The 18,638-nt window shown below is 64.4% G+C and carries 17 protein-coding genes; 11 read left to right on the top strand and 6 right to left on the bottom strand.

Annotation, left to right across the window (positions count from 1 at the left end; all coding sequences use genetic code 11):
* Window positions 1-96 precede the first annotated feature (96 nt).
* From C1H66_RS14720 to C1H66_RS23265, 7 genes are all read left to right on the top strand, one after another.
* Complete coding sequence (locus C1H66_RS14720; protein WP_102628635.1) at window positions 97-963, top strand: LysR family transcriptional regulator; 867 nt, start codon at window positions 97-99, stop codon at window positions 961-963.
* A gap of 191 nt (window positions 964-1,154) precedes the next feature.
* Window positions 1,155-1,838 carry a response regulator transcription factor gene (locus tag C1H66_RS14715; RefSeq protein ID WP_102628634.1) on the top strand — a complete coding sequence of 228 codons (684 nt, stop codon included), beginning with the start codon at window positions 1,155-1,157 and terminating at the stop codon, window positions 1,836-1,838.
* Window positions 1,828-3,078, top strand: coding sequence for an ATP-binding protein (locus tag C1H66_RS14710; protein WP_102628633.1), 1,251 nt, complete (start codon window positions 1,828-1,830; stop codon window positions 3,076-3,078). Before C1H66_RS14715 ends, C1H66_RS14710 begins: the two co-directional genes overlap by 11 nt.
* A 75-nt stretch (window positions 3,079-3,153) precedes the next feature.
* A complete protein-coding gene (locus C1H66_RS14705; protein WP_102628632.1) occupies window positions 3,154-3,882 on the top strand; it encodes a carbonic anhydrase in 729 nt (242 codons plus the stop codon).
* 278 nt (window positions 3,883-4,160) lie between these two features.
* The gene (locus C1H66_RS14700; RefSeq protein WP_102628631.1) at window positions 4,161-4,643 is read left to right on the top strand and encodes a DinB family protein; all 483 of its coding nucleotides are present in this window, start codon (window positions 4,161-4,163) and stop codon (window positions 4,641-4,643) included.
* A 100-nt stretch (window positions 4,644-4,743) separates the two neighbouring features.
* Window positions 4,744-5,250, top strand: a complete 507-nt coding sequence (locus C1H66_RS14695) for a GFA family protein (RefSeq protein ID WP_102628630.1) — start codon at window positions 4,744-4,746, stop codon at window positions 5,248-5,250.
* Between the two features lie 99 nt (window positions 5,251-5,349).
* Window positions 5,350-6,165: a hypothetical protein gene (locus tag C1H66_RS23265; protein ID WP_240618339.1), complete on the top strand. Its 816-nt coding sequence runs from the start codon at window positions 5,350-5,352 to the stop codon at window positions 6,163-6,165.
* An 89-nt stretch (window positions 6,166-6,254) separates the two neighbouring features.
* Here the strand turns inward: C1H66_RS23265 and C1H66_RS14685 are convergent, their stop codons facing one another.
* From C1H66_RS14685 to C1H66_RS14660, 6 genes are all read right to left on the bottom strand, one after another.
* Window positions 6,255-7,154 carry a hydroxymethylglutaryl-CoA lyase gene (locus tag C1H66_RS14685; protein WP_102628629.1) on the bottom strand — a complete coding sequence of 300 codons (900 nt, stop codon included), beginning with the start codon at window positions 7,152-7,154 and terminating at the stop codon, window positions 6,255-6,257.
* A gap of 211 nt (window positions 7,155-7,365) precedes the next feature.
* Window positions 7,366-9,423, bottom strand: a complete 2,058-nt coding sequence (locus C1H66_RS14680) for an acetyl/propionyl/methylcrotonyl-CoA carboxylase subunit alpha (protein WP_102628628.1) — start codon at window positions 9,421-9,423, stop codon at window positions 7,366-7,368.
* Window positions 9,420-10,262, bottom strand: coding sequence for an enoyl-CoA hydratase/isomerase family protein (locus tag C1H66_RS14675; protein WP_102628627.1), 843 nt, complete (start codon window positions 10,260-10,262; stop codon window positions 9,420-9,422). Before C1H66_RS14675 ends, C1H66_RS14680 begins: the two co-directional genes overlap by 4 nt.
* A 109-nt stretch (window positions 10,263-10,371) precedes the next feature.
* On the bottom strand, window positions 10,372-11,979 hold the full coding sequence (locus tag C1H66_RS14670; protein ID WP_102628626.1) for a carboxyl transferase domain-containing protein: 1,608 nt from the start codon (window positions 11,977-11,979) through the stop codon (window positions 10,372-10,374).
* A 98-nt stretch (window positions 11,980-12,077) separates the two neighbouring features.
* Window positions 12,078-13,247 (bottom strand): isovaleryl-CoA dehydrogenase, encoded by a 1,170-nt coding sequence (locus tag C1H66_RS14665; protein ID WP_102628625.1) that lies wholly within the window; start codon window positions 13,245-13,247, stop codon window positions 12,078-12,080.
* 226 nt (window positions 13,248-13,473) lie between these two features.
* Entirely contained in the window at window positions 13,474-14,415 is a 942-nt protein-coding gene (locus C1H66_RS14660; RefSeq protein ID WP_102628624.1) for a sodium-dependent bicarbonate transport family permease, read from the bottom strand.
* Between the two features lie 114 nt (window positions 14,416-14,529).
* Here C1H66_RS14660 and C1H66_RS14655 point away from each other — a divergent pair, with 114 nt between their 5' ends.
* The 4 genes from C1H66_RS14655 (at window position 14,530) to C1H66_RS14640 (ending at window position 18,636) form a co-directional block, all read left to right on the top strand.
* Window positions 14,530-15,483 (top strand): LysR family transcriptional regulator, encoded by a 954-nt coding sequence (locus tag C1H66_RS14655; RefSeq protein WP_102628623.1) that lies wholly within the window; start codon window positions 14,530-14,532, stop codon window positions 15,481-15,483.
* 149 nt (window positions 15,484-15,632) lie between these two features.
* Entirely contained in the window at window positions 15,633-16,601 is a 969-nt protein-coding gene (locus tag C1H66_RS14650; protein ID WP_370741339.1) for a Bug family tripartite tricarboxylate transporter substrate binding protein, read from the top strand.
* A 58-nt stretch (window positions 16,602-16,659) separates the two neighbouring features.
* Window positions 16,660-17,115 carry a tripartite tricarboxylate transporter TctB family protein gene (locus tag C1H66_RS14645; RefSeq protein WP_102628621.1) on the top strand — a complete coding sequence of 152 codons (456 nt, stop codon included), beginning with the start codon at window positions 16,660-16,662 and terminating at the stop codon, window positions 17,113-17,115.
* A 12-nt stretch (window positions 17,116-17,127) separates the two neighbouring features.
* A complete protein-coding gene (locus C1H66_RS14640) occupies window positions 17,128-18,636 on the top strand; it encodes a tripartite tricarboxylate transporter permease (protein WP_102628620.1) in 1,509 nt (502 codons plus the stop codon).
* Window positions 18,637-18,638 lie beyond the last annotated feature (2 nt).

Genomic DNA, 18,638 nt, shown 5'->3' with positions numbered 1-18,638 from the left:
CCGGACGACAGTGTTCCGTGTTTCCCGAGTATCGACAATCGAATAGAAATAATATCAGCCATAAGTGGGGCTGATGGATAGAGGAGCCCCCGTTACATGGATATCGATCTCCTTCGCACCTACCTCGCCGTCGTCGATACCGGCAGCCTGACCCGGGCCGCCCGCCAGGTGCACCGAACACAGGCCGCACTCAGCATGCAAATGAAGCGCCTGGAAGAGCAGGCAGGCTGCAGCTTGTTCTTCAAGGAAGGCCGCAACCTGGAGCTCACCAACGACGGCAAGCGTCTCGTCAGCTACACCCGCCGCTTGCTGGCCCTGCACGACGAAGCACTCAGCCAACTGAGAACGGACGCCTCTCTGCCTCCGCTGCGCCTCGGCAGTCCGGATGACTACGCCCAGAGCCTGCTTCCCTTGTTGGTGGATACCATTCATGACCAACACCCCAGAGTACAACTGCAGCTGACCTGCGCACCGACCAGCAAACTGAAAAACCTGCTGGATGAGGGAGCACTGGACCTGGCCATCCTGACTCGAGCGATCAACAGTGATGAAGGCCATGTCCTGACGCTCGATAGGGGGATCTGGATACAGCACCCGCAATTCGACTGGCACCGGTACGAAGCCTTGCCCTTGGCCCTGTACGAAGCCGACTGCAAATTCCACAGCTCGGCCCTGGATGGCCTGAACAAGACGCACCGTCCCTATCGCATCAAGGCACTCAGTGCCAACGCCGGTGCCTTGATGGCTCTGGTTCGACAGGGAAACGCCATTACCGCCGCTGCCACGGCCTCCTTGCCGCCTGATTTGATCGAAGTCGATGCCACCCATGAAATGCCGGCGCTGCCCAGCATCGATATCGTGTTGGTCAGTTCCCCCACGGGGCATCCTCTGGTTTCGGTGAATTGGGCGGGTGAGTTGGCAAGAACTCTGGCTCTCAGGCTCGCGTCCGGGCAGCCCTTGTGACGGCGCGAGCACATTCCCTCAGGGGCGGGCCGAGCGTGTCCAACCCCTCGTCGAGTGTCCAGCGGCCTTCAGCAGCGTCAGGAACACTTGCTGACTCCGGAGGGGCTTCCGACACCTGCGAAGCCTTTGCCCAGCAGATGGGGTAGGATCAGTCATGCTGAATGCCGCACAGGAAGTTAGACGGGAAACTCATGCATGTGCTGATTATTGAGGACAACCCGGATATCATCGCGAATCTGTACGGATATCTGGAACCACTTGGCTACACGCTGGACGTGGCGCGCAACGGCAATGCCGGTATCCCCTGCGCAACGGGCTCCTTCCATGATGCGATTGTCCTCGACCTGTCGCTGCCGGGCATGGATGGCGTGGAGGTATGCCGGACGCTGCGCCGGGAGTATCGCCTGGCGACGCCGATCCTGATGCTGACCGCGCGTGACACGGTGCACGACAAACTGACCGGATTCGAGGTCGGCGCCGACGACTACCTGGTCAAACCCTATTCCCTCCCCGAGCTGGACGCGCGTCTGAAGGCGCTGATACGCCGTGCGCGCAACGAGCATGTGCAATCCGTCCTGACCTTCGGCGAGCTTCGGCTGGATACCAGCACCAGCCAGGCCACACGTGCCGGGCAGCCACTCGACCCGACGCCGACGGGTTACAAGATCCTCACCGCACTGATGCGCGCTGCACCGGCGCTGATGCCCCGTGAAGTGCTTGAGCGCGAGGTGTGGGGCGATAACCCGCCGAACAGCGATGCCTTGCGCACCCATATCCATACGCTGCGCCAGGTGCTCGACAAACCGTTTCCCTACCCCATGCTGCTGACTTTGCCGGGCACCGGCTATCGACTGACAGATATCGATGAAACCTAGGCTCTCGCTCAAAAAGCGCATCGCGCTCACCTACATCCTGCTGGCGGTCGCAGTGGCCGGCGCCTTCAGCCTGGTTTCCTATATCTCGGTGAAGGTTATTGAAGAGCAGGTCATCGACGCACGACTCGCCAAGATGGCGGAAAGGCTGATCGAGTTCCATCGGCAGGGCCATATGCCGGATGCACCACCGGAAGTGCGCTTCCTGATCGACGCCAATATCCCGGTCGAGCTGCGGCGGCTGCCCGCCGGCTTCCACGAACTGAAGCTCGGCAATCGGCAGGTTCATGCCCTGCTGCGCGATCATGGCACCAGCCGTTACGCCGTGGTGCAGGAGGTTGACGAACTCGAGCATACGGAGCTGGTCATCCTCCTGTCCCTGGCTATCGGTTTTGCCGTCAGTGTCCTGCTCGCCGCCGTGCTCGGGGTGCTGAGTGCCCGGCGTGTGATCGCGCCGGTAGCGGCGCTTGCCGATGCGGTCTCCCGTAATGCGGGGCCGACGGAGCTGCCTTCTCTTTCCGCGCAAGATGAAATTGGCGTCCTGTCGCGCGCCTTCGCCAAGCGCACCGATGAACTGCAGCAGTTCCTGCAGCGCGAGCAGCTGTTCACCGGCGACGTCAGCCATGAATTACGCACGCCGTTGACCGTCATACTGGGCGCGGCGGAAGTGCTGGCTGCGCAACTGTCGGACCACCCGGCGCAATATGCCACCGCGGAGCGCATCCGGCGCGTGGCTGACGAAACCGCGCAACGGGTCAGTGCGCTGCTCCTGCTCTCCCGCGTTCCGGAATCCCTGGATGCGCCGCGCATCGTGCTCAATACCATCGTCGAGTCGGAAATGGAGCGCTGCCGGCCCCTGCTGGATGGCAAGACGGTCAAATGCAGGTTGGACTGGACCGAACGGGTATCGGCCCAGGTGCGCCCCGAACTGGCCGGAATCGTGATCGGCAACCTGCTACGCAACGCCTGCCGGCATACCGACCAGGGCATGATCCTTGTGCAACTTGCCGCTGGCCGGCTGGTGATCGAAGACACCGGCACGGGCATTCCCCAGAGGGTGCGCGAGCGGCTGTTCGAACGATTCGTCCACGGTGACGATCGGCCGGCACACGAGGGCACGGGCCTGGGCCTGTCGATCGTCAAGCGCGTGGCCGAGCATATCGGCTGGGACGTGCGCCTGGAGATTCCGGAAGTCGGGGGAACCCGCTTCGTCCTGTCCTTTCCCGCCGTGCCACTCCCTTGACGCCCCTTAACGCATCCTTAACGCCCGACGATCTATCTTGTCGATTCCATCAACAAGATATCCAGGAGGAACACCATGAAAGGACCATTGCTTGCCGTGGGGTTGCTGTTGTTTTCGAGCGCCGCATTCTCCAGTGACGGGGCCCCTTGGGACTATAGCGGCGACACGGGGCCTGATCAGTGGGCACAGCTCAGTCCCGAATACGGCGCTTGTGCAGGGAGCAATCAGTCACCCATCAACCTGACGGGGTTCATCGATGCCGAGCTGGAGCCCATTGCTTTCAACTATGAAGCCGGCAGCGAAGAAATTCTTAATAACGGGCACACCGTTCAAGTCAACACGCTTCCCGGTAGCACCATCACCGTTGATGACATCGAGTTCGAACTGAAGCAATTCCACTTTCACGTGCCGAGTGAAAACCTCATACATGGCGAGTCATACCCCATGGAGGGGCATCTCGTACATGCCGACGAGGATGGCAACCTGGCAGTGGTAGCGGTCATGGTGACGGAGGGGCAAGCAAGCGATGCGCTTGAAAAAGCGTGGGCGCAAATGCCGGAAGAAGGCGAAACGCTAGCGCTGTCAACAGATATCTCCCCGCTGGACATCTTGCCTTCAGATCGTGATTACTACCGCTTCAATGGTTCATTGACGACACCGCCTTGCACCGAGGGCGTGCGTTGGCTAGTGATGAAGCAACCAATTTCCGCATCCAAGGAACAGATTGATCAATTCTTGCAGGTGATGGGTCATCACAACAATCGCCCCGTGCAAGCTGTCAACGCACGCCCCGTGCTGGAATGATCGGCATATCACCGGAACAAGCGGGGCCGTTTACAGCGGCCCCTTGATCTCGACGGCCGGGCACCCACTTCCGGTCGGCGCTGGCAGGAATCGGTCTGCCTCGACCTTTCCCGGGTGCTTGGGTTCCACTCGTGCCACCGGCGAACGCCGCCTGTCACCGACCTCAACGACCATCCTCAGCTTTGCATCCAACGTTACATCTGCTTACTCTTGATCGCTAAGGCCGCTGAAGGTGGCCGGCGGCATCGCAGTACACAGTGGAGCGAGGGGACTATCGCATGGATGGCAGGGGGCGTCGCGTCGTGCAGGGTAGGGCGGTAGCGTGCCCGCCCCCTCGAGTTTTACCTACCCCAATGGGCTTCTGGCGCCCGCGAAGCCATTGCCCAGCATGGCTCAAGCGGTTCTCTACACATCCGTCCTGCCTGACCTCTTTGCGTGAGGTCGCTGATCTTCCGAATCCAACCAGCCTAGATCAGATACTTTTTAAAGATATCGCTACTCTGTCTGAGCGCCGGATATGGTTGGATCGCAAGATTATCAACTGGATAGCCGAGCTATCCGAAGGTGATCTGGATTTCGTTCTCAGCTACCACAACACTAAAGGGATTCCTGCCAACAAACGATTTTCGAGCCTGATTCTTCACTTCTTTAACCATCAGACTCACCATCGAGGGCAAGTTTCTACTTTGCTTTCACAGGCGGGGGTGGATATTGGGGTTGCTGACCTATTGGCTCAGATTCCGGAGGGAAATCATGTATAATAAGGCCAGTCACGGCGACGTCTTCTACATTGCGGATTCGCCTTCATTCCGTAGCCGCGCGTGCTAAGCGGCGTTATACGCCACCAGAGAGGAGTAGTTGATGACGACCGCGAATCAACCGATTGCTCGGTGCGCTTGTGGAAGCGTTGAACTCGAAGTAATCGGCTCACCGATTTTGGGTGCAGCTTGTTATTGCGACGATTGCCAGGAAGGCGCTCGTCAGATTGAAGCGCTCCCGAATGCACGTCCGGTTCTGGGGGCGGATGGCGGGACAGAATATCTGCTCTACCGAAAGGACCGCATGAGATGCTCAAAGGGAGGTGATCTCATGCTTGACTACAAGATAAAGACTGAGTCTCCTACGAAAAGGGTCGTCGCGACATGCTGTAATTCAGCCATGTTTCTCGACTTTCAGAAGGGTCACTGGTTCTCGGTGTACCGAGCAAGGTTCGGTGACAATGCCCCACCGTTGCAGATGCGTATCCAAACCAAGTTCAAGCCCGAGAACTGCGACATTCCGAACGACGTGCCCAGCTATGCGACATACCCGTTCAAGTTCGTCGCGAAGCTCATGGCTGCCAGAGTTGCAATGCTGGTCGGTCGATGAAGCGTAGAAGAGTGGCGCATAACAAATGGTTGCAGGTGACGCTGCGCCTGCAGCGCTTCGCACCTGAACCACGGTGTTGAACAACCTCAGGGGATCAGGATGGTGATACGCTACGCTCTCTCACTGTGTGCCCTGATCGTGTTGATGGCGCCTTCCGCTCGTGCGGAGCAGATCATCGCTGCCAGCTATGCCGAGCCGGTCGATCGGTACGGGCATTATGCCCTTGGTCGGCCGCATGAATATGCGCGTTTGGTAGCGACCACCGACGCCGGGCGAGCAGTGGTGCTGGGCTTGCCCATCGATGAGGTGTTCGAAGTCCTTGCGCCGCGCCTCGTGCAAGTGACGGATCAGACGCCGACGGAATTGCTGGTTATCGTCAGTTCGCTTGACAGCGGGTCGCGGCTGGCGCTGGTCGGCCTCGGTGGAAATCGGCTGGAGATCGTGGCGCAGTCGGTCCCGATCGGTATGCCGAACCGTTGGCTCAACCCGGTCGGCGTCGCCGACCTGAGCGGAAACGGGGAGGCGGAGATAGCCGCGGTGACGACACCACACATTGGTGGCGTGCTGAGGGTCTACCGGCGCAGTGGTGAACGCTGGTCCGATACCGATTATGTAAGGAGGCTGCTTTCTGCATCAGGTGTTGGAACCTCTGAAGATGAGGTGCCTTTTTCATCATGGGGCGAACTGCCCGATCTGGCGCTGCTATCGATCAAGCACTATCAGGAAGACGGGAAAGATTTCTGGCATTGGGTCGTTTTCAAAAGAGTAGATGGCCGGCCTCTTGTGCTTGATTCGGCCAGCTATTTGCCGTCCAACATCCGAACAGACTTCGAGAATATGCACCCAAAATGGTTTATTGAGGTCAATATGCATAGCACCTCGATGCATCCGATCGCTGGCGGGTCGGCTGATTGAGGCGTGAAGTCACCTACGCTTTAATCTCGATAATGACAAGGCCCCCGAGTCAGTCACCTGGCTCGGGGGCCTTGCGTTCTGGGGTACGGTTATTTGGCGGCGAGGGCCACCCCGACCTTCGAGCGATTCGGCCGCTTGATGGCCTGGGTGATCCAGGTGCCGGTGGCGGCGAGCGCCTCGAGGTCGATGCCGGTCTCGATGCCGAGGCCGTTGAGCAGGTAGACGACGTCCTCGCTGGCCACGTTGCCGGAAGCGCCCTTGGCATAGGGGCAGCCGCCGAGGCCGGCCACGGAGCTGTCGACCACCGCGATGCCTTCTTCCAGCACGGCGTAGAGGTTGGCGAGCGCCTGGCCGTAGGTGTCGTGGAAGTGGGCGGCGAGCTTGTCCATGGGGATGTCCCTGGCGACCGCCTCGAGCATGCGCTTGGCGGCAAGCGGGGTGCCGGTGCCGATGGTGTCGCCGAGCGAGACCTCGTAGCAGCCCATCTCATACAGGGCCTTGGAGACCTCGGCGACCTTGGCGGGGGCGATCTCGCCCTCGTAGGGGCAGCCGAGCACGCAGGAGACGTAGCCGCGCACGCGCACGCCGGCCTGCTGCGCGCGTTCCAGCACCGGGGCGAAGCGCTCGAGGGACTCGGCCACGGAGCAGTTGATGTTCTTCTGCGAGAAGGCCTCGGAGGCGGCGCCGAACACCGCCACTTCCTCGACGCCGCACTCGAGTGCGGCTTCCAGCCCCTTGAGGTTGGGGGTGAGCGCCGAATAGACCACGCCGTCCAGGCGGACGAGGTTCTGCATCACCTCGCGGTGGTCGGCCATCTGCGGCACCCACTTGGGCGAGACGAAGCTGGCCGCTTCGATGTAGCGGATACCGGCCGCGCCCAGGCGGTCGATCAGTTCGAGCTTGGTGTTGGTGGCGATCGGCTCGGGTTCGTTCTGCAGCCCGTCGCGGGGGCCGACCTCGACCAGGCGCACGTGTTGGGGGAAGGCCATGGGTGTTCTCCAATCCTCTGCTGGCCTGGCCGGGGGAGTCGCCCGCCTTTGGGTCAGACCCCAGCCGAGGTGCCAGCCTGTGGTTGTGTCTTGTCCGAGCGGTGTTACCTCCGCCGGGGTCTGACCCGCAGGCTGCACGGCGCCGTGGATGTATCAGAGGGCGCCTGCGGCGCCAATCGCGCAGAAAATCTGCGCTCCTACAGGGTCCTCGTCAACCTTGCGGTGACTCGTCGGCGGCGAACTCGAGCAGTACGTCGCCCTGGCCGACGGTATCGCCGCCCTGGAAATGGAAGTTTTCCACGTGGCCATCGGCGGGGGCGGTCATGGTGTGCTCCATCTTCATGGCTTCCATGACCATCAGCGGCATGCCTTTCTCCACCCTTTGGCCCGGCTCCACCAGCAGCGCCACCACGGTGCCGTGCATGGGCGCGGTGAGGGTCGATTCGGCCTCGTGGTGGCCGTGGTCGATGGCGTCGATGCGGCGCCAGAACAGCCGCGTCTCGCCGCGCGGGTCGACCATCACCACCACATGGCCGTCGCGACGCGCCTGCAGGCGGCGGCGGTGGCCGTTGAGCGTGACCGCCACGGCGTCGCCTTCCAGGTGCTGCAGGCTGGCGGTGAGGGTCTCGCCGCCGATGACAAGGTGCCAGGTGGTATCGGTGCCGCGCTCGCGCCGGCCCTCGACCACCACCACGGCGTCGGAATCGTCGGGATCCTGGGCGTGGGCTGGGTCGCAGAGGGCGATGCGGATGGTGTGCGGGGCATTGAGGCGGAAGCCGTCGTGGCGGTCCCAGGGGGAGTCGCTCTCGCACTCGCGGGCGAGCTGGCTCAGGCCGATCAGCGCGGCGCCGGCGTACTCCTCGATGCTGTACCGGCGCGGGGCGAACAGGGTCGCCTCGTGGCGCTCGATAAAGCGCGTATCCAGTTCGGCGTTCTTGAAGGCCGGATGGGTGGCCAGGCGCTGCAGGAAGGCACGGTTGGTGATCACGCCCTGCACGTCCAGGGCGGCCAGCGCGCGGTTGAGGGTGGCCAGCGCCTGGTCGCGGTCGTCGCCATGCACGATCAACTTGGCGAGCATCGGATCGTAGTGCATCGAGACCACATCGCCGCTCTCCACACCGCTGTCCAGGCGCACGCGCGCGCGGCCCTTTTCAAAAGAGCTAAGGCCGGCGCCTTCCAGGTCCATGGCGAAGTGGGTCAGGGTGCCGGTGGCGGGCAGGAAGTCCTGCTCGGGGTCTTCGGCGTAGAGGCGCGCCTCGAAGCTGTGGCCGGTGATGGTCAGCTCGTCCTGGGCCAGCGGCAGCGGTTCGCCCATGGCCACGCGCAGCTGCCACTCGACCAGGTCCTGGCCGGTGATCATCTCGGTGACCGGGTGCTCCACCTGCAGGCGGGTGTTCATCTCCATGAAGTAGAACGAGCTATCGGCATCCAGCAGGAATTCGACGGTGCCGGCGCCCACGTAGCCGATCTCCTGGGCGGCGCGTACCGCGGCCTCGCCCATGTCGCGGCGCAGCTCGGCGGTCATGCCGGGGGCGGGGGCCTCCTCGAGCACCTTCTGGTGACGGCGCTGCACGCTGCAGTCGCGCTCGAACAGGTAGACGCCGTTGCCATGGGCATCGCAGAACACCTGGACCTCGACGTGGCGCGGCTGGGTCAGGTACTTCTCGATCAGCATGCGCTGGTCGCCGAAGGCGGCCTGGGATTCGCGGCGGCAGCCGTCGAGGGCGGCCTGGAAGCCGGCGTCGGATTCGACCACGCGCATGCCCTTGCCGCCGCCCCCGGCGCTGGCCTTGAGCAGTACCGGGTAGCCGATCTTGTCGGCCTCGGCCTTGAGCAGGGCGTCGTCCTGGTCGTCGCCGTGGTAGCCGGGCACCAGCGGCACGCCGGCGTGGGCCATGCGCGCCTTGGCGGCGGACTTGTCGCCCATGGCGGCAATCGCCGAGGCGGGCGGGCCGACGAAGACGATGCCGGCCTGGTCGAGGGCCTCGACGAAGGCGCCGTTCTCGGAGAGGAAGCCGTAGCCGGGGTGGATGGCGCCGGCGCCGGTGCGCCGGGCGGCCTCGATCACCGCCGCGATGTTCAGGTAGCTCTCGCGAGCCGCGGCGGGGCCCAGGCGCACGGCCTCGTCGGCCTCACGCACGTGGCGAGCATTGGCGTCGGCGTCGGAGTAGACGGCGATGGTGCGCAGGCCCATGGCGCGCGCCGTGCGCATCACCCGGCAGGCGATCTCGCCACGATTGGCGACCAGCAGGGTATCGAACTTGGTCATGAGTTGGGCTCCGAGGCAGGCTTGTCGGGGGCGTTCTGGTCAGGGGCCCAGGTGGGGCGGCGCTTCTCGAAGAAGCTGGCCAGGCCCTCCTGGCCCTCCCGGCTTACGCGCAGCTCAGCGATCACCCGGCAGGTGCGCTCGCGGGTGGCATCGGCATCGGGCTCGCGGGCGACCTCGGCGAGCAGCGCCTTGGTGGCGCGCTGGGCCTGGGGCGAGCCGGACAGCAGGGTGTCGATCATGGTCTCGACCTCGTCATCCAGGTCGTCGTGGCCGACCACCCGGTGAACCAGACCCAGCCCGAGGCCGGTCGCGGCGTCGAGCACCTCGGCGGAAAGCGCGTAGCGGCGCATCTGGCGGGGGCCGAGGGTGCGCTGCACATAGGGGCTGATCACCGCCGGCGACAGGCCGATCTTCACCTCGGAGAGGCAGAACCTGGCCTTCTCGGAGGCGATCACGATGTCGCAGCAGGCGGCCAGGCCCACGGCGCCGCCGAAGGCGGCGCCCTGTACGCGACACACGGTGGGGCAGGGCAGGGTGTCCAGGCCGTGCATCAGCTGGGATAACTTGCGCGAGTCGGCCAGGTTGTCCTCGACATCGTATTCCACCATGCGCTTCATCCAGCCGAGGTCGGCCCCGGCGGAGAAGCTCTTGCCTTCGGAGCCCAGCACCACCACGCGCACCTCGCCGCGGCCGGCGGCCTCACGCAGGCGATCGAGGTGGGCGTTGAGCTCACTGATCAGGCTGTCGTCGAAGGCGTTGTGCACCTCGGGGCGGTTCAGCGTCAGCCGGGCGACGCCGCGATCGTCGATGTTCAGGTTCGAATAAGTCTGTGTGGTCATATCGGTATCCTGCTGGCTTCGAGCTTCGAGCTTCGAGCTTCGAGCTTCGAGCTTCGAGCTTCGAGCGCTCGTGGCGCGTAGCCCGGTGCTCGTGGCTGGCGCGAAGCGCCTACATCCGGAACACGCCGAACTTGGTTTCTTGCACCTCGGCGTTCATCGCCGCAGCGAGCGAGAGCCCCAGCACGTCGCGGGTCTGGGCCGGGTCGATGACGCCGTCGTCCCACAGCCGCGCGCTGGCGTAGTAGGGGTGGCCCTGGTGCTCGTACTGCTCGCGGGTGGGCTGCTTGAAGGCCTCTTCCTCTTCCTTCGACCACTCGCGGCCATCGCGCTCGATCTGCTCGCGCTTGACCTGGGCCAGCACGCCGGCGGCCTGCTCGCCGCCCATCACCGAGATGCGCGCGTTGGGCCACATGAACAGCAGGTTGGGCTCATAGGCGCGGCCGCACATGCCGTAATTGCCGGCGCCGAAGCTGCCGCCGATCAGCACGGTGAACTTGGGCACCCGGGCGCAGGCCACCGCGGTGACCAGCTTGGCGCCGTGCTTGGCGATGCCCTCGTGCTCGTACTTCGAGCCGACCATGAAGCCGGTGATGTTCTGCAGGAACACCAGAGGGATCTTGCGCTGGGCGCAGAGCTCGATGAAGTGCGCGCCCTTGACCGCGGACTCGGAGAACAGCACCCCGTTGTTGGCGACGATGCCCACCGGGAAGCCGTGGATATGGGCGAAGCCGGTGACCAGGGTGTCGCCGTAGTAGCGCTTGAACTCGTCGAAGTCGGAGTCGTCGACGATGCGCCCGATCACCTCGCGCACGTCATAGGGCTTCTTGAGGTCGGTGCCGACGATGCCGTAGAGCTCGGCCGGGTCGAGGCGCGGCGGCGTCGGGGCCTGCATGGCGAGCCGGCCGCGCTTCTGCCAGTTGAGCCGCGACACGCAGCCGCGCGCCAGCTGCAGGGCGTGGGCGTCGTTCTCGGCGTAGTGGTCGGCCACGCCGCTCACCTTGGCGTGCACGTCGGCGCCGCCCAGGTCCTCGGCGCTGATCGACTCGCCGGTGGCGGCCTTCACCAGCGGCGGGCCGCCGAGGAAGATGGTGCCCTGCTGCTTGACGATGATCGACTCGTCGGCCATGGCCGGCACATAGGCGCCGCCGGCGGTGCAGGAGCCCATCACCACGGCGATCTGCGGGATGCCCTCGGCGGAGAGGGTGGCCTGGTTGTAGAAGATGCGCCCGAAGTGGTCGCGGTCGGGGAACACCTCGTCCTGGCGGGGCAGGAAGGCGCCGCCGGAGTCGACCAGGTAGAGGCACGGCAGGCGGTGCTTGCGGGCGATCTCCTGGGCGCGCAGGTGCTTCTTCACGGTGAGCGGGTAGTAGGTGCCGCCCTTGACGGTGGCGTCGTTGGCGACGATGACGCACTCGACCCCCGAGACGCGGCCGATGCCGGTGACGATGCTGGCGGCGGGCACCGCATCGTCGTAGACCTCATGGGCCGCCAGCGCCGAGAACTCCAGGAAGGGCGAGCCCTCGTCGATGAGGTGGTCGATGCGGTCGCGCACGAACAGCTTGCCGCGGGATTCATGGCGGGCGCGGGCCTTCTCGCCGCCGCCCTGGCTGATCGCGGCGGTCAGCTCGCGCAGCTTCATCACCTCGTGGCGCATCGCCGCTTCATTGGCCTGGAAGGTCTCGCTGCGCGGATTGATCTGGGTTTGCAGGATTGCCATGTACCCCTCCGGGGAGCTTTGAGCTGTAAGCCTGAAGCTGTAAGAAAACCCCGTGAAGCAGTTGCTTACAGCTTACAGCTTAGAGCTTGCGGCTTGGGTTAAACGGATTCGTTGAAGATCTCGCGGCCGATCAACATGCGGCGAATCTCACTGGTGCCGGCGCCGATCTCGTAGAGCTTGGCGTCGCGCAGCAGCCGCCCGGTGGGGTACTCGTTGATGTAGCCGTTGCCGCCGAGCAGCTGGATGGCGTCGAGCGCCACCTGGGTCGCCTTCTCGGCGCAGTAGAGGATCACCCCGGCGGCGTCCTTGCGCGAGGTCTGGCCGCGGTCGCAGCCGGCGGCCACGGCGTAGAGATAGGCGCGGCAGGCGTTCAGGGTGGTGTACATGTCAGCGATCTTGCCCTGCACCAGTTGGAATTCACCGATGGCCTGGTCGAACTGCTTACGCTCGTGGATGTAGGGCACTACCACGTCCAGTGCTGCCTGCATGATGCCGATGGGGCCGGCGGCGAGCACGGTGCGCTCATAGTCCAGCCCGCTCATCAGCACCTTGGCGCCACGGTGCACCTCGCCGAGCACGTTCTCGGCCGGCACCTCGCAGTCCTGGAACACCAGCTCGCAGGTGTTGGAGCCGCGCATGCCGAGCTTGTCGAGCTTCTGGGCGGTGGAGAAGCCCTTGAAGTCCTTCTCGATGATGAAGGCGGTGATGCCCTTGGAGCCGGCCTCCGGGTCGGTCTTGGCGTAGACTACCAGCACGTCGGCGTCGGGGCCGTTGGTGATCCACATCTTGTTGCCGTTGAGCACGTAATGGTCGCCGTCCTGGCGGGCGCGCAGCTTCATGGAGACCACGTCGGAACCGGCGCCCGGCTCGGACATGGCCAGCGCGCCCACGTGTTCGCCGCTGATCAGCTTCGGCAGGTACCTGGCCTTCTGCTCGGCATTGGCGTTGATCTTGAGCTGGTTGACGCAGAGGTTGGAGTGCGCGCCGTAGGAGAGGCCCACCGAGGCGCTGGCCCGGGAGATCTCCTCCATGGCGATGCAGTGGGCGAGATAGCCCATGCCGCTGCCGCCGTCCTCGTCCGACACGGTGATGCCGAGCAGGCCCATGTCGCCGAACTTGCGCCACAGGTCGTTGGGGAACTCGTTCTTCGCGTCGATTTCGGCGGCGCGGGGGGCGATCTCGTCGCGGGCGAAGGCGTTGACCTGGTCGCGTAGCATGTTGAGCTCGTCGTCGAGGCCGAAGTCGAGGGGCTTGTAGGGCGTGTACATGGTGGGCTCCGTTCCTGTCAGGGGATGCGTCCGGTGCCATGGGCGGCGACGCAACCGGCGATCTCATGTCTTGTAGCGTGGCAGATGGCACAAGACTAGGCGAGGTTTACGTTAACGTAAAGTGCAGCTTTTGGCGTCTGTGACGAAAGTCGCATAGGGCCGGACGCAGGAAGCAGGAACGCAGGACGACAAGGGAACGGCGACCGGGGAGGTCGCCGTTGCTGTTTCAGCCGGCCAGCCATTGGATCAACTGGTGGTAGAGCGGGATGCCGACGATCACGTTGAGCGGGAAGGTGAAGCCCAGGGCGGCGAGCATCGCCAGGCCGATGTTGGCCTCGGGAATGGCGGTGCGCATGGCGGCGGGTGCGGCGATATAGGAGGCGCTGGCGGCCAGCGCCGTGAGGATCAAGAGCGACCCGGCGGGCAGGCCCAGCGCCAGGCCCACGCCGAGCCCGGCGAGGGCGAGCAGCGGCGGGGCGACCAGGGCGAAGGTGAGCAGCCGCCAGAGGCGCCAGGGCAGGGGGCGCAGGGTCTCGGCGGCGGTCAGGCCCATCTCCAGCAGGAAGATCGCCAGCACGGCATGGAAGGCGCCGGTCAGCAGGTCGGTGACGTTGGCGCCCTCCATGGGGCCGTACATGGCGCCGATCACCACGCCGCCGGCGAGCAGGATGACGCCGCGGTTGGTCAGGGTCTCGTGCCACAGGCCCTGCATGGCGGCCGCGGCCTCGGCACCCCGGTAGCGGCGGTAGAGGGCGATGGCCACCATGATCGCCGGCAACTCCATCATCACCAGATAGAGGGTCACCTCGGCGCCGATGGGCAGGCCGCGGCCCTCGGCGAAGGCCAGCGCCACGGCGAAGGTGCCGGCGCTCACCGAGCCGTAGTGGGCGGCGAGGCTCGCGCTGTCGGCGGCCGAGAGGCGCACCAGCCGGCGCAGCACCGGCATCAGGGCCAGCGGAATCACCGCCCCCAGCGCCGCCACCGCGGCCAGTTCCGGCACGATGGACCAGCCCAAATTGCCGTAGAGCGCCATACCGCCCTTGAGGCCGATGGTCAGCATCAGCAGCAGGCTCAGGGTGTCGTAGGCGGCCTTGGGGATGGTCAGGTCGGACTTCACCAGCCCGGCCAGCAGGCCGAGCAGGAAGAACATCACCACGATATCGGGCATGACGGGTCTCGTGTGGTCAGGGGTGGGGGAGCACCAGGAAACGCTGCGGATTGTGCGGATAATGGAATATTGATACCAATAACACTTTGCATCGCTATGGATTGATGATCATCAATGAACATCCGGCATCTGACCTTCCGCCTGCTGCAGGTCTATGTGGCGGTGGTGCGCTGTGGCTCGGTGAGCGAGGCGGCCCGCCGGCTCCACCTGACCCAGCCGACGGTCTCCCAGCAGCTCAAGCGGCTGGGCGAGGCGGTGGGCGAGCCGCTGTTGATCGTACGGCAGGGGCGGCTGGTGCCCACCGAGGCGGGCCATGAGCTCTATCGGGCCAGCCGCGAGGTGCTGGGGCGCTTCGCCGATTTCGACGACTATCTCGTGGCGCTGCGCGGCGGCGAGCGCGGGCGCTTCAGCATCGCCCTGGTCAATACCGCCCAGTACGTGCTGCCGCGGCTGCTCGGTCCCTACAGCCGCGCCTTTCCCGAGGTCGACGTCACCCTGCACATCGGCAACCGCCGCCAGATGCTGACCCGCTTCGAGCGCCAGGACGACGACCTCTACGTGTTCAGTCATCCGCCCTCGCTGGCCCACGCCGTGGCCGGGCGCTTCCTGCGCAACCCGCTGGTGGCGGTGGCCCCCCACGTCCATCGCCTCGCCGGGCACGAGGCAGTGGCCATGGAGGAGTTGCTGAGGGAGCGCTTCCTGCTGCGCGAGCCGGGCTCCGCCACGCGCATGCTGTTCGAGAGCTGGCTACAGGAGCATGGCCTGACGCTCGGCCCGACCCTGCAGATGGCCAGCAACGAGGCGATCCGTGTCGGCGTGGCCGCGGGGATGGGCCTGGCCGTGCTCTCGGAACACGTGCTGCCCCCGGAGCATCCGGACCTGGTGGTCCTGCCGGTGGCCGGGCTGCCCATCGAGAGCCACTGGCAGTTCATCGTGCGCCGCGATCGGCGCCTGTCCCATGCCGCACTCGGCTTCCTGCGCTTCGCCGCTGGGCATCTCGACGAGTGCGTGGAACCGCGCTTCGTGGCGAATGAGTTGGACGGGCTGTTGGCGGGGTTGGGTACCTAGACAATGGTCGTACGTATGAGGCATGCAAGCTTGGTGACAGGTTGGCCCTCTAGAGTTGGCTCTGTCGGGGCGAGACCCCGAAATAATCCAACAATGAGGATGTACATGCCATGTTCGAACGAATCTCAAAAACCGGCCGGAAGGTGCTCATGACCCGCACCCTGGCGGCCCTGCTGGCGTCGCTGTCGCTGACCGCGCCCGTGGCGGCGGATGACTTCCCGGATCGGCCGGTCGACATGGTGGTCGGCTTCGGTACCGGTGGCAGCGCGGACCGCCTGGCTCGCGCCATGTCCAATTTCTTGTCCGAGGAGCTGGATGTTCCGGTGCGTGTCACCAACCGCCCGGGCGCGGGTACGCAGATTTCCGCCAATTACATCCTGTCGCGGCCGGACGATGGCTACACACTCTATGCTTCCACTTTCGCGCCTTACCTGACCAACACCATCCTGACGGGTGGGGCATCCTACGGCATCGACGACTTCTCCTTCGTCAACTTCCAATGGTTCGACCTCGACCTGATTGCCGCCAACAAGGACAGTGGCTTCGAGGACCTGCCTTCCTTGCTGGAAGAGATCCGTGACAACCCGGGACAAGTGCGCGCCTCCGTTGTGCAGGGCTCCGCCGGCCACCTGATGGTTCGGCTACTGCTCGAAGAGGCGGGCATTCCCCAGGAGAACCTCAACCTGGTGACTTACAACAGCGGAGGGGAGGCCCGTTCCGCCGTGGCAGGTGGGCAGGTGCACTTCACCTCGATCAGCGCCGAGGGCAGCGAGGGCATCCGCGAGTTCCTGACACCGCTGGCGATCGTCAACGATGAGCGCATCGACCAGTGGGACGCACCCACCATCAACGAGGCGCTCGAGCCGATGGATCTCGAGGTGCCGGTGCTGCAGGGCTCGATGCGCGGCTTCGCCGTCAGCAGCGAAATGGAGCGTCAATACCCTGAGCGCTTCGGGGCCCTCACCGAGGCGATCCAGAACACCCTGGCGCGCAAGGATGTCCAGGATCACCTCTCGTCCAACGATATCGGCGGTGTCTGGGTCGGTCCCGAACGCTCCAACGAGTTGATGCGTGAGAACTTCGAAGTCTTCGAACAGTACGCTCACTTGCTGAACTGAATCCTTCCGCATGTTGCGGCCCCGGTCAGCCATGTCTGGGGTCGCCTGGAGTCGTCTCATGTCCACCAACAAACGCGACTGTGGGGACCTGCTGGTCCTCATGGCCCTGGCCGGCTTTACCCTGTGGTACCTGCTGGATGCCATTCGGGTCTCTTCGGCCGTGCAGAATCTCCTTTTGATCCTGCCACTCTCCCTCGTGGTGCTGGTCATCGTGCTGCTGGAAGTGGCGCTACGCCTGAAACAAGGAACCTTGCTCACCCGCCCGGAGGGCGAGGGGGAGCCGCTGCATCGCACCCTGCCGGTAGTGGGTCTCTTCGCGGCCTATGTGGTCTCGCTGGAGACACTGGGTTTCGATGTGGCCACGGTGCTGTTCATTGCGCTGTTTCTGGTCATGAAGGGTGAGCGCAACTGGTTGCTGCTGGGCAGCTACAGCCTGACGTTCGGTTTCGGCGTGGCCTTCTTCTTCGCGCAGATGCTGCCTTATCCCATGCACATGCTGGTCTTACAGGGCTGAGGGAGTGACACCATGATCGATTTTACCGCCGTAGAGCAGGGGTTGGCCCTGCTGTTCTCTAGCTTCGCACCCTGGGTGGTGGTGGTTCCGGGCATCGTCATCGGGCTGATCTTCGGCGCCACGCCGGGCCTGCAGATCTCCATGGCCATGGCGATCTTCCTGCCGATGACGCTGTACATGGATTTCGTGCAGGCGATGTTGTTCTTGACTGCGATCTTCACCGGGGGCTCCTTCGGCAGCGGCATCCCGGCCATCCTGATGAACATACCCGGCACCTCCTCGGCGATCGCTACCGCCTTCGACGGCTACCCCATGGCGCGCCAGGGCAAGCACAACCAGGCGCTGGGGGTAGCGCTGCTCTCCTCGGTGATCGGGGTGCTGATGGGCTACCTGATCCTGTTCGTGATGATCCAGCCGCTGTCGCTCATGGTGCTGAAGCTGGGGCCCGCCGAGATGTTCGCGGTCATCCTGTGGGGCATGACGCTGATCGCCAGTCTCAAGGGCGACCAGGTGCTCAAGGGGCTGCTGGCCGGCTTCGTGGGCCTGCTGATCGGCACCATCGGTTTCAACGAGTTGGGCATGGCGCGAGGTACCATGGGGCAGGCCTACCTGCTCGACGGTGTGCCGGTGATTCCCGCCATGATGGGCATGTTCGCCGCCTCGGAACTGTTCAAGCTGGCCAACAAGGGCTTCATCGTCGAGTCGGAGGCTTCCCGCAAGGTCAAGATCTCGGAGATCTTCCAGGGCTTCAAACTGGCACTGAGCTACCCCTGGGTGATGATCCGCGGTGGACTGATTGGGGTCTTCGTGGGGGCGGTGCCCGGGGTGGGGTCGTCGGTCTCCAACCTGCTCTCCTACGTGGAGACCCAGCGCCGTGACAAGGATCCCTCCTCGTTCGGCAAGGGCAACCCCAAGGGGGTAGTGGCCTCGGAGTCGGCCAACAGCACCTCGGAGGCAGGCTCCATGGCCACCCTGCTGGCACTGGGTATCCCGGGTGGCGGGGCCACGGCGGTAATGCTGGCAGCCTTCGCCATGCACAATATCACCGGCGGCCCGCAGTTCATCCGCCAGCAGACCGATGTGGTCTATGCCATCATCTTTGCCAACTTCGCCCAGGTGTTCCTGCTGATGGTGATTGGCCTGCTGTTCATTCCTCTGCTGGCCAACATCGTCAAGGTGCCGATGCGCTACTTGATTCCCTCGGTGCTGGTGCTGGCGGTGATGGGCTCCTTCGGCCTGACCGGCAACATGACCGGACCGGCGACGGTGCTGGTGTTCGCGGTGGTGGGGTGGCTGCTGCGCCACTACGGCTACTCGGTGCCGGCTGCGGTGATCGGCATGCTGCTGGGGGCAATGGCGGAGAAGTCGCTGCTGCACTCCTACCAGATCAGCGGCGGCAACCTGGCCTATGTGCTGGAGCGCCCGGTAACGCTGATCATCCTGGCGCTGCTGCTGGTATCGCTGTTCGGCCAACGCCTGATGAGCTGGATCAAGCGTCGCCAAAGCCCGGTCGGCGCCTGAGC

Source organism: Halomonas heilongjiangensis (assembly GCF_002879645.1).
Taxonomy (GTDB): domain Bacteria; phylum Pseudomonadota; class Gammaproteobacteria; order Pseudomonadales; family Halomonadaceae; genus Halomonas; species Halomonas heilongjiangensis.
The sequence above is the reverse complement of the archived record's forward strand: the minus strand, read 5'-3'. Positions and strand labels throughout refer to the sequence as shown.

What these genes read in the sequence shown, in the direction of transcription:
- C1H66_RS14685 (WP_102628629.1), bottom strand. Translation starts at nt 7,154, where the DNA reads ATGGCCTTCCCCCAACACGTGCGCCTGGTCGAGGTCGGCCCCCGCGAC.
- C1H66_RS14640 (WP_102628620.1), top strand. Translation starts at nt 17,128, where the DNA reads ATGATCGATTTTACCGCCGTAGAGCAGGGGTTGGCCCTGCTGTTCTCT.
- C1H66_RS14700 (WP_102628631.1), top strand. Translation starts at nt 4,161, where the DNA reads ATGGATGGCAGGGGGCGTCGCGTCGTGCAGGGTAGGGCGGTAGCGTGC.
- C1H66_RS14645 (WP_102628621.1), top strand. Translation starts at nt 16,660, where the DNA reads ATGTCCACCAACAAACGCGACTGTGGGGACCTGCTGGTCCTCATGGCC.
- C1H66_RS14660 (WP_102628624.1), bottom strand. Translation starts at nt 14,415, where the DNA reads ATGCCCGATATCGTGGTGATGTTCTTCCTGCTCGGCCTGCTGGCCGGG.
- C1H66_RS14695 (WP_102628630.1), top strand. Translation starts at nt 4,744, where the DNA reads ATGACGACCGCGAATCAACCGATTGCTCGGTGCGCTTGTGGAAGCGTT.
- C1H66_RS14680 (WP_102628628.1), bottom strand. Translation starts at nt 9,423, where the DNA reads ATGACCAAGTTCGATACCCTGCTGGTCGCCAATCGTGGCGAGATCGCC.
- C1H66_RS14720 (WP_102628635.1), top strand. Translation starts at nt 97, where the DNA reads ATGGATATCGATCTCCTTCGCACCTACCTCGCCGTCGTCGATACCGGC.
- C1H66_RS14670 (WP_102628626.1), bottom strand. Translation starts at nt 11,979, where the DNA reads ATGGCAATCCTGCAAACCCAGATCAATCCGCGCAGCGAGACCTTCCAG.
- C1H66_RS23265 (WP_240618339.1), top strand. Translation starts at nt 5,350, where the DNA reads ATGGTGATACGCTACGCTCTCTCACTGTGTGCCCTGATCGTGTTGATG.
- C1H66_RS14655 (WP_102628623.1), top strand. Translation starts at nt 14,530, where the DNA reads ATGAACATCCGGCATCTGACCTTCCGCCTGCTGCAGGTCTATGTGGCG.
- C1H66_RS14715 (WP_102628634.1), top strand. Translation starts at nt 1,155, where the DNA reads ATGCATGTGCTGATTATTGAGGACAACCCGGATATCATCGCGAATCTG.
- C1H66_RS14675 (WP_102628627.1), bottom strand. Translation starts at nt 10,262, where the DNA reads ATGACCACACAGACTTATTCGAACCTGAACATCGACGATCGCGGCGTC.
- C1H66_RS14665 (WP_102628625.1), bottom strand. Translation starts at nt 13,247, where the DNA reads ATGTACACGCCCTACAAGCCCCTCGACTTCGGCCTCGACGACGAGCTC.
- C1H66_RS14705 (WP_102628632.1), top strand. Translation starts at nt 3,154, where the DNA reads ATGAAAGGACCATTGCTTGCCGTGGGGTTGCTGTTGTTTTCGAGCGCC.
- C1H66_RS14710 (WP_102628633.1), top strand. Translation starts at nt 1,828, where the DNA reads ATGAAACCTAGGCTCTCGCTCAAAAAGCGCATCGCGCTCACCTACATC.
- C1H66_RS14650 (WP_370741339.1), top strand. Translation starts at nt 15,633, where the DNA reads ATGACCCGCACCCTGGCGGCCCTGCTGGCGTCGCTGTCGCTGACCGCG.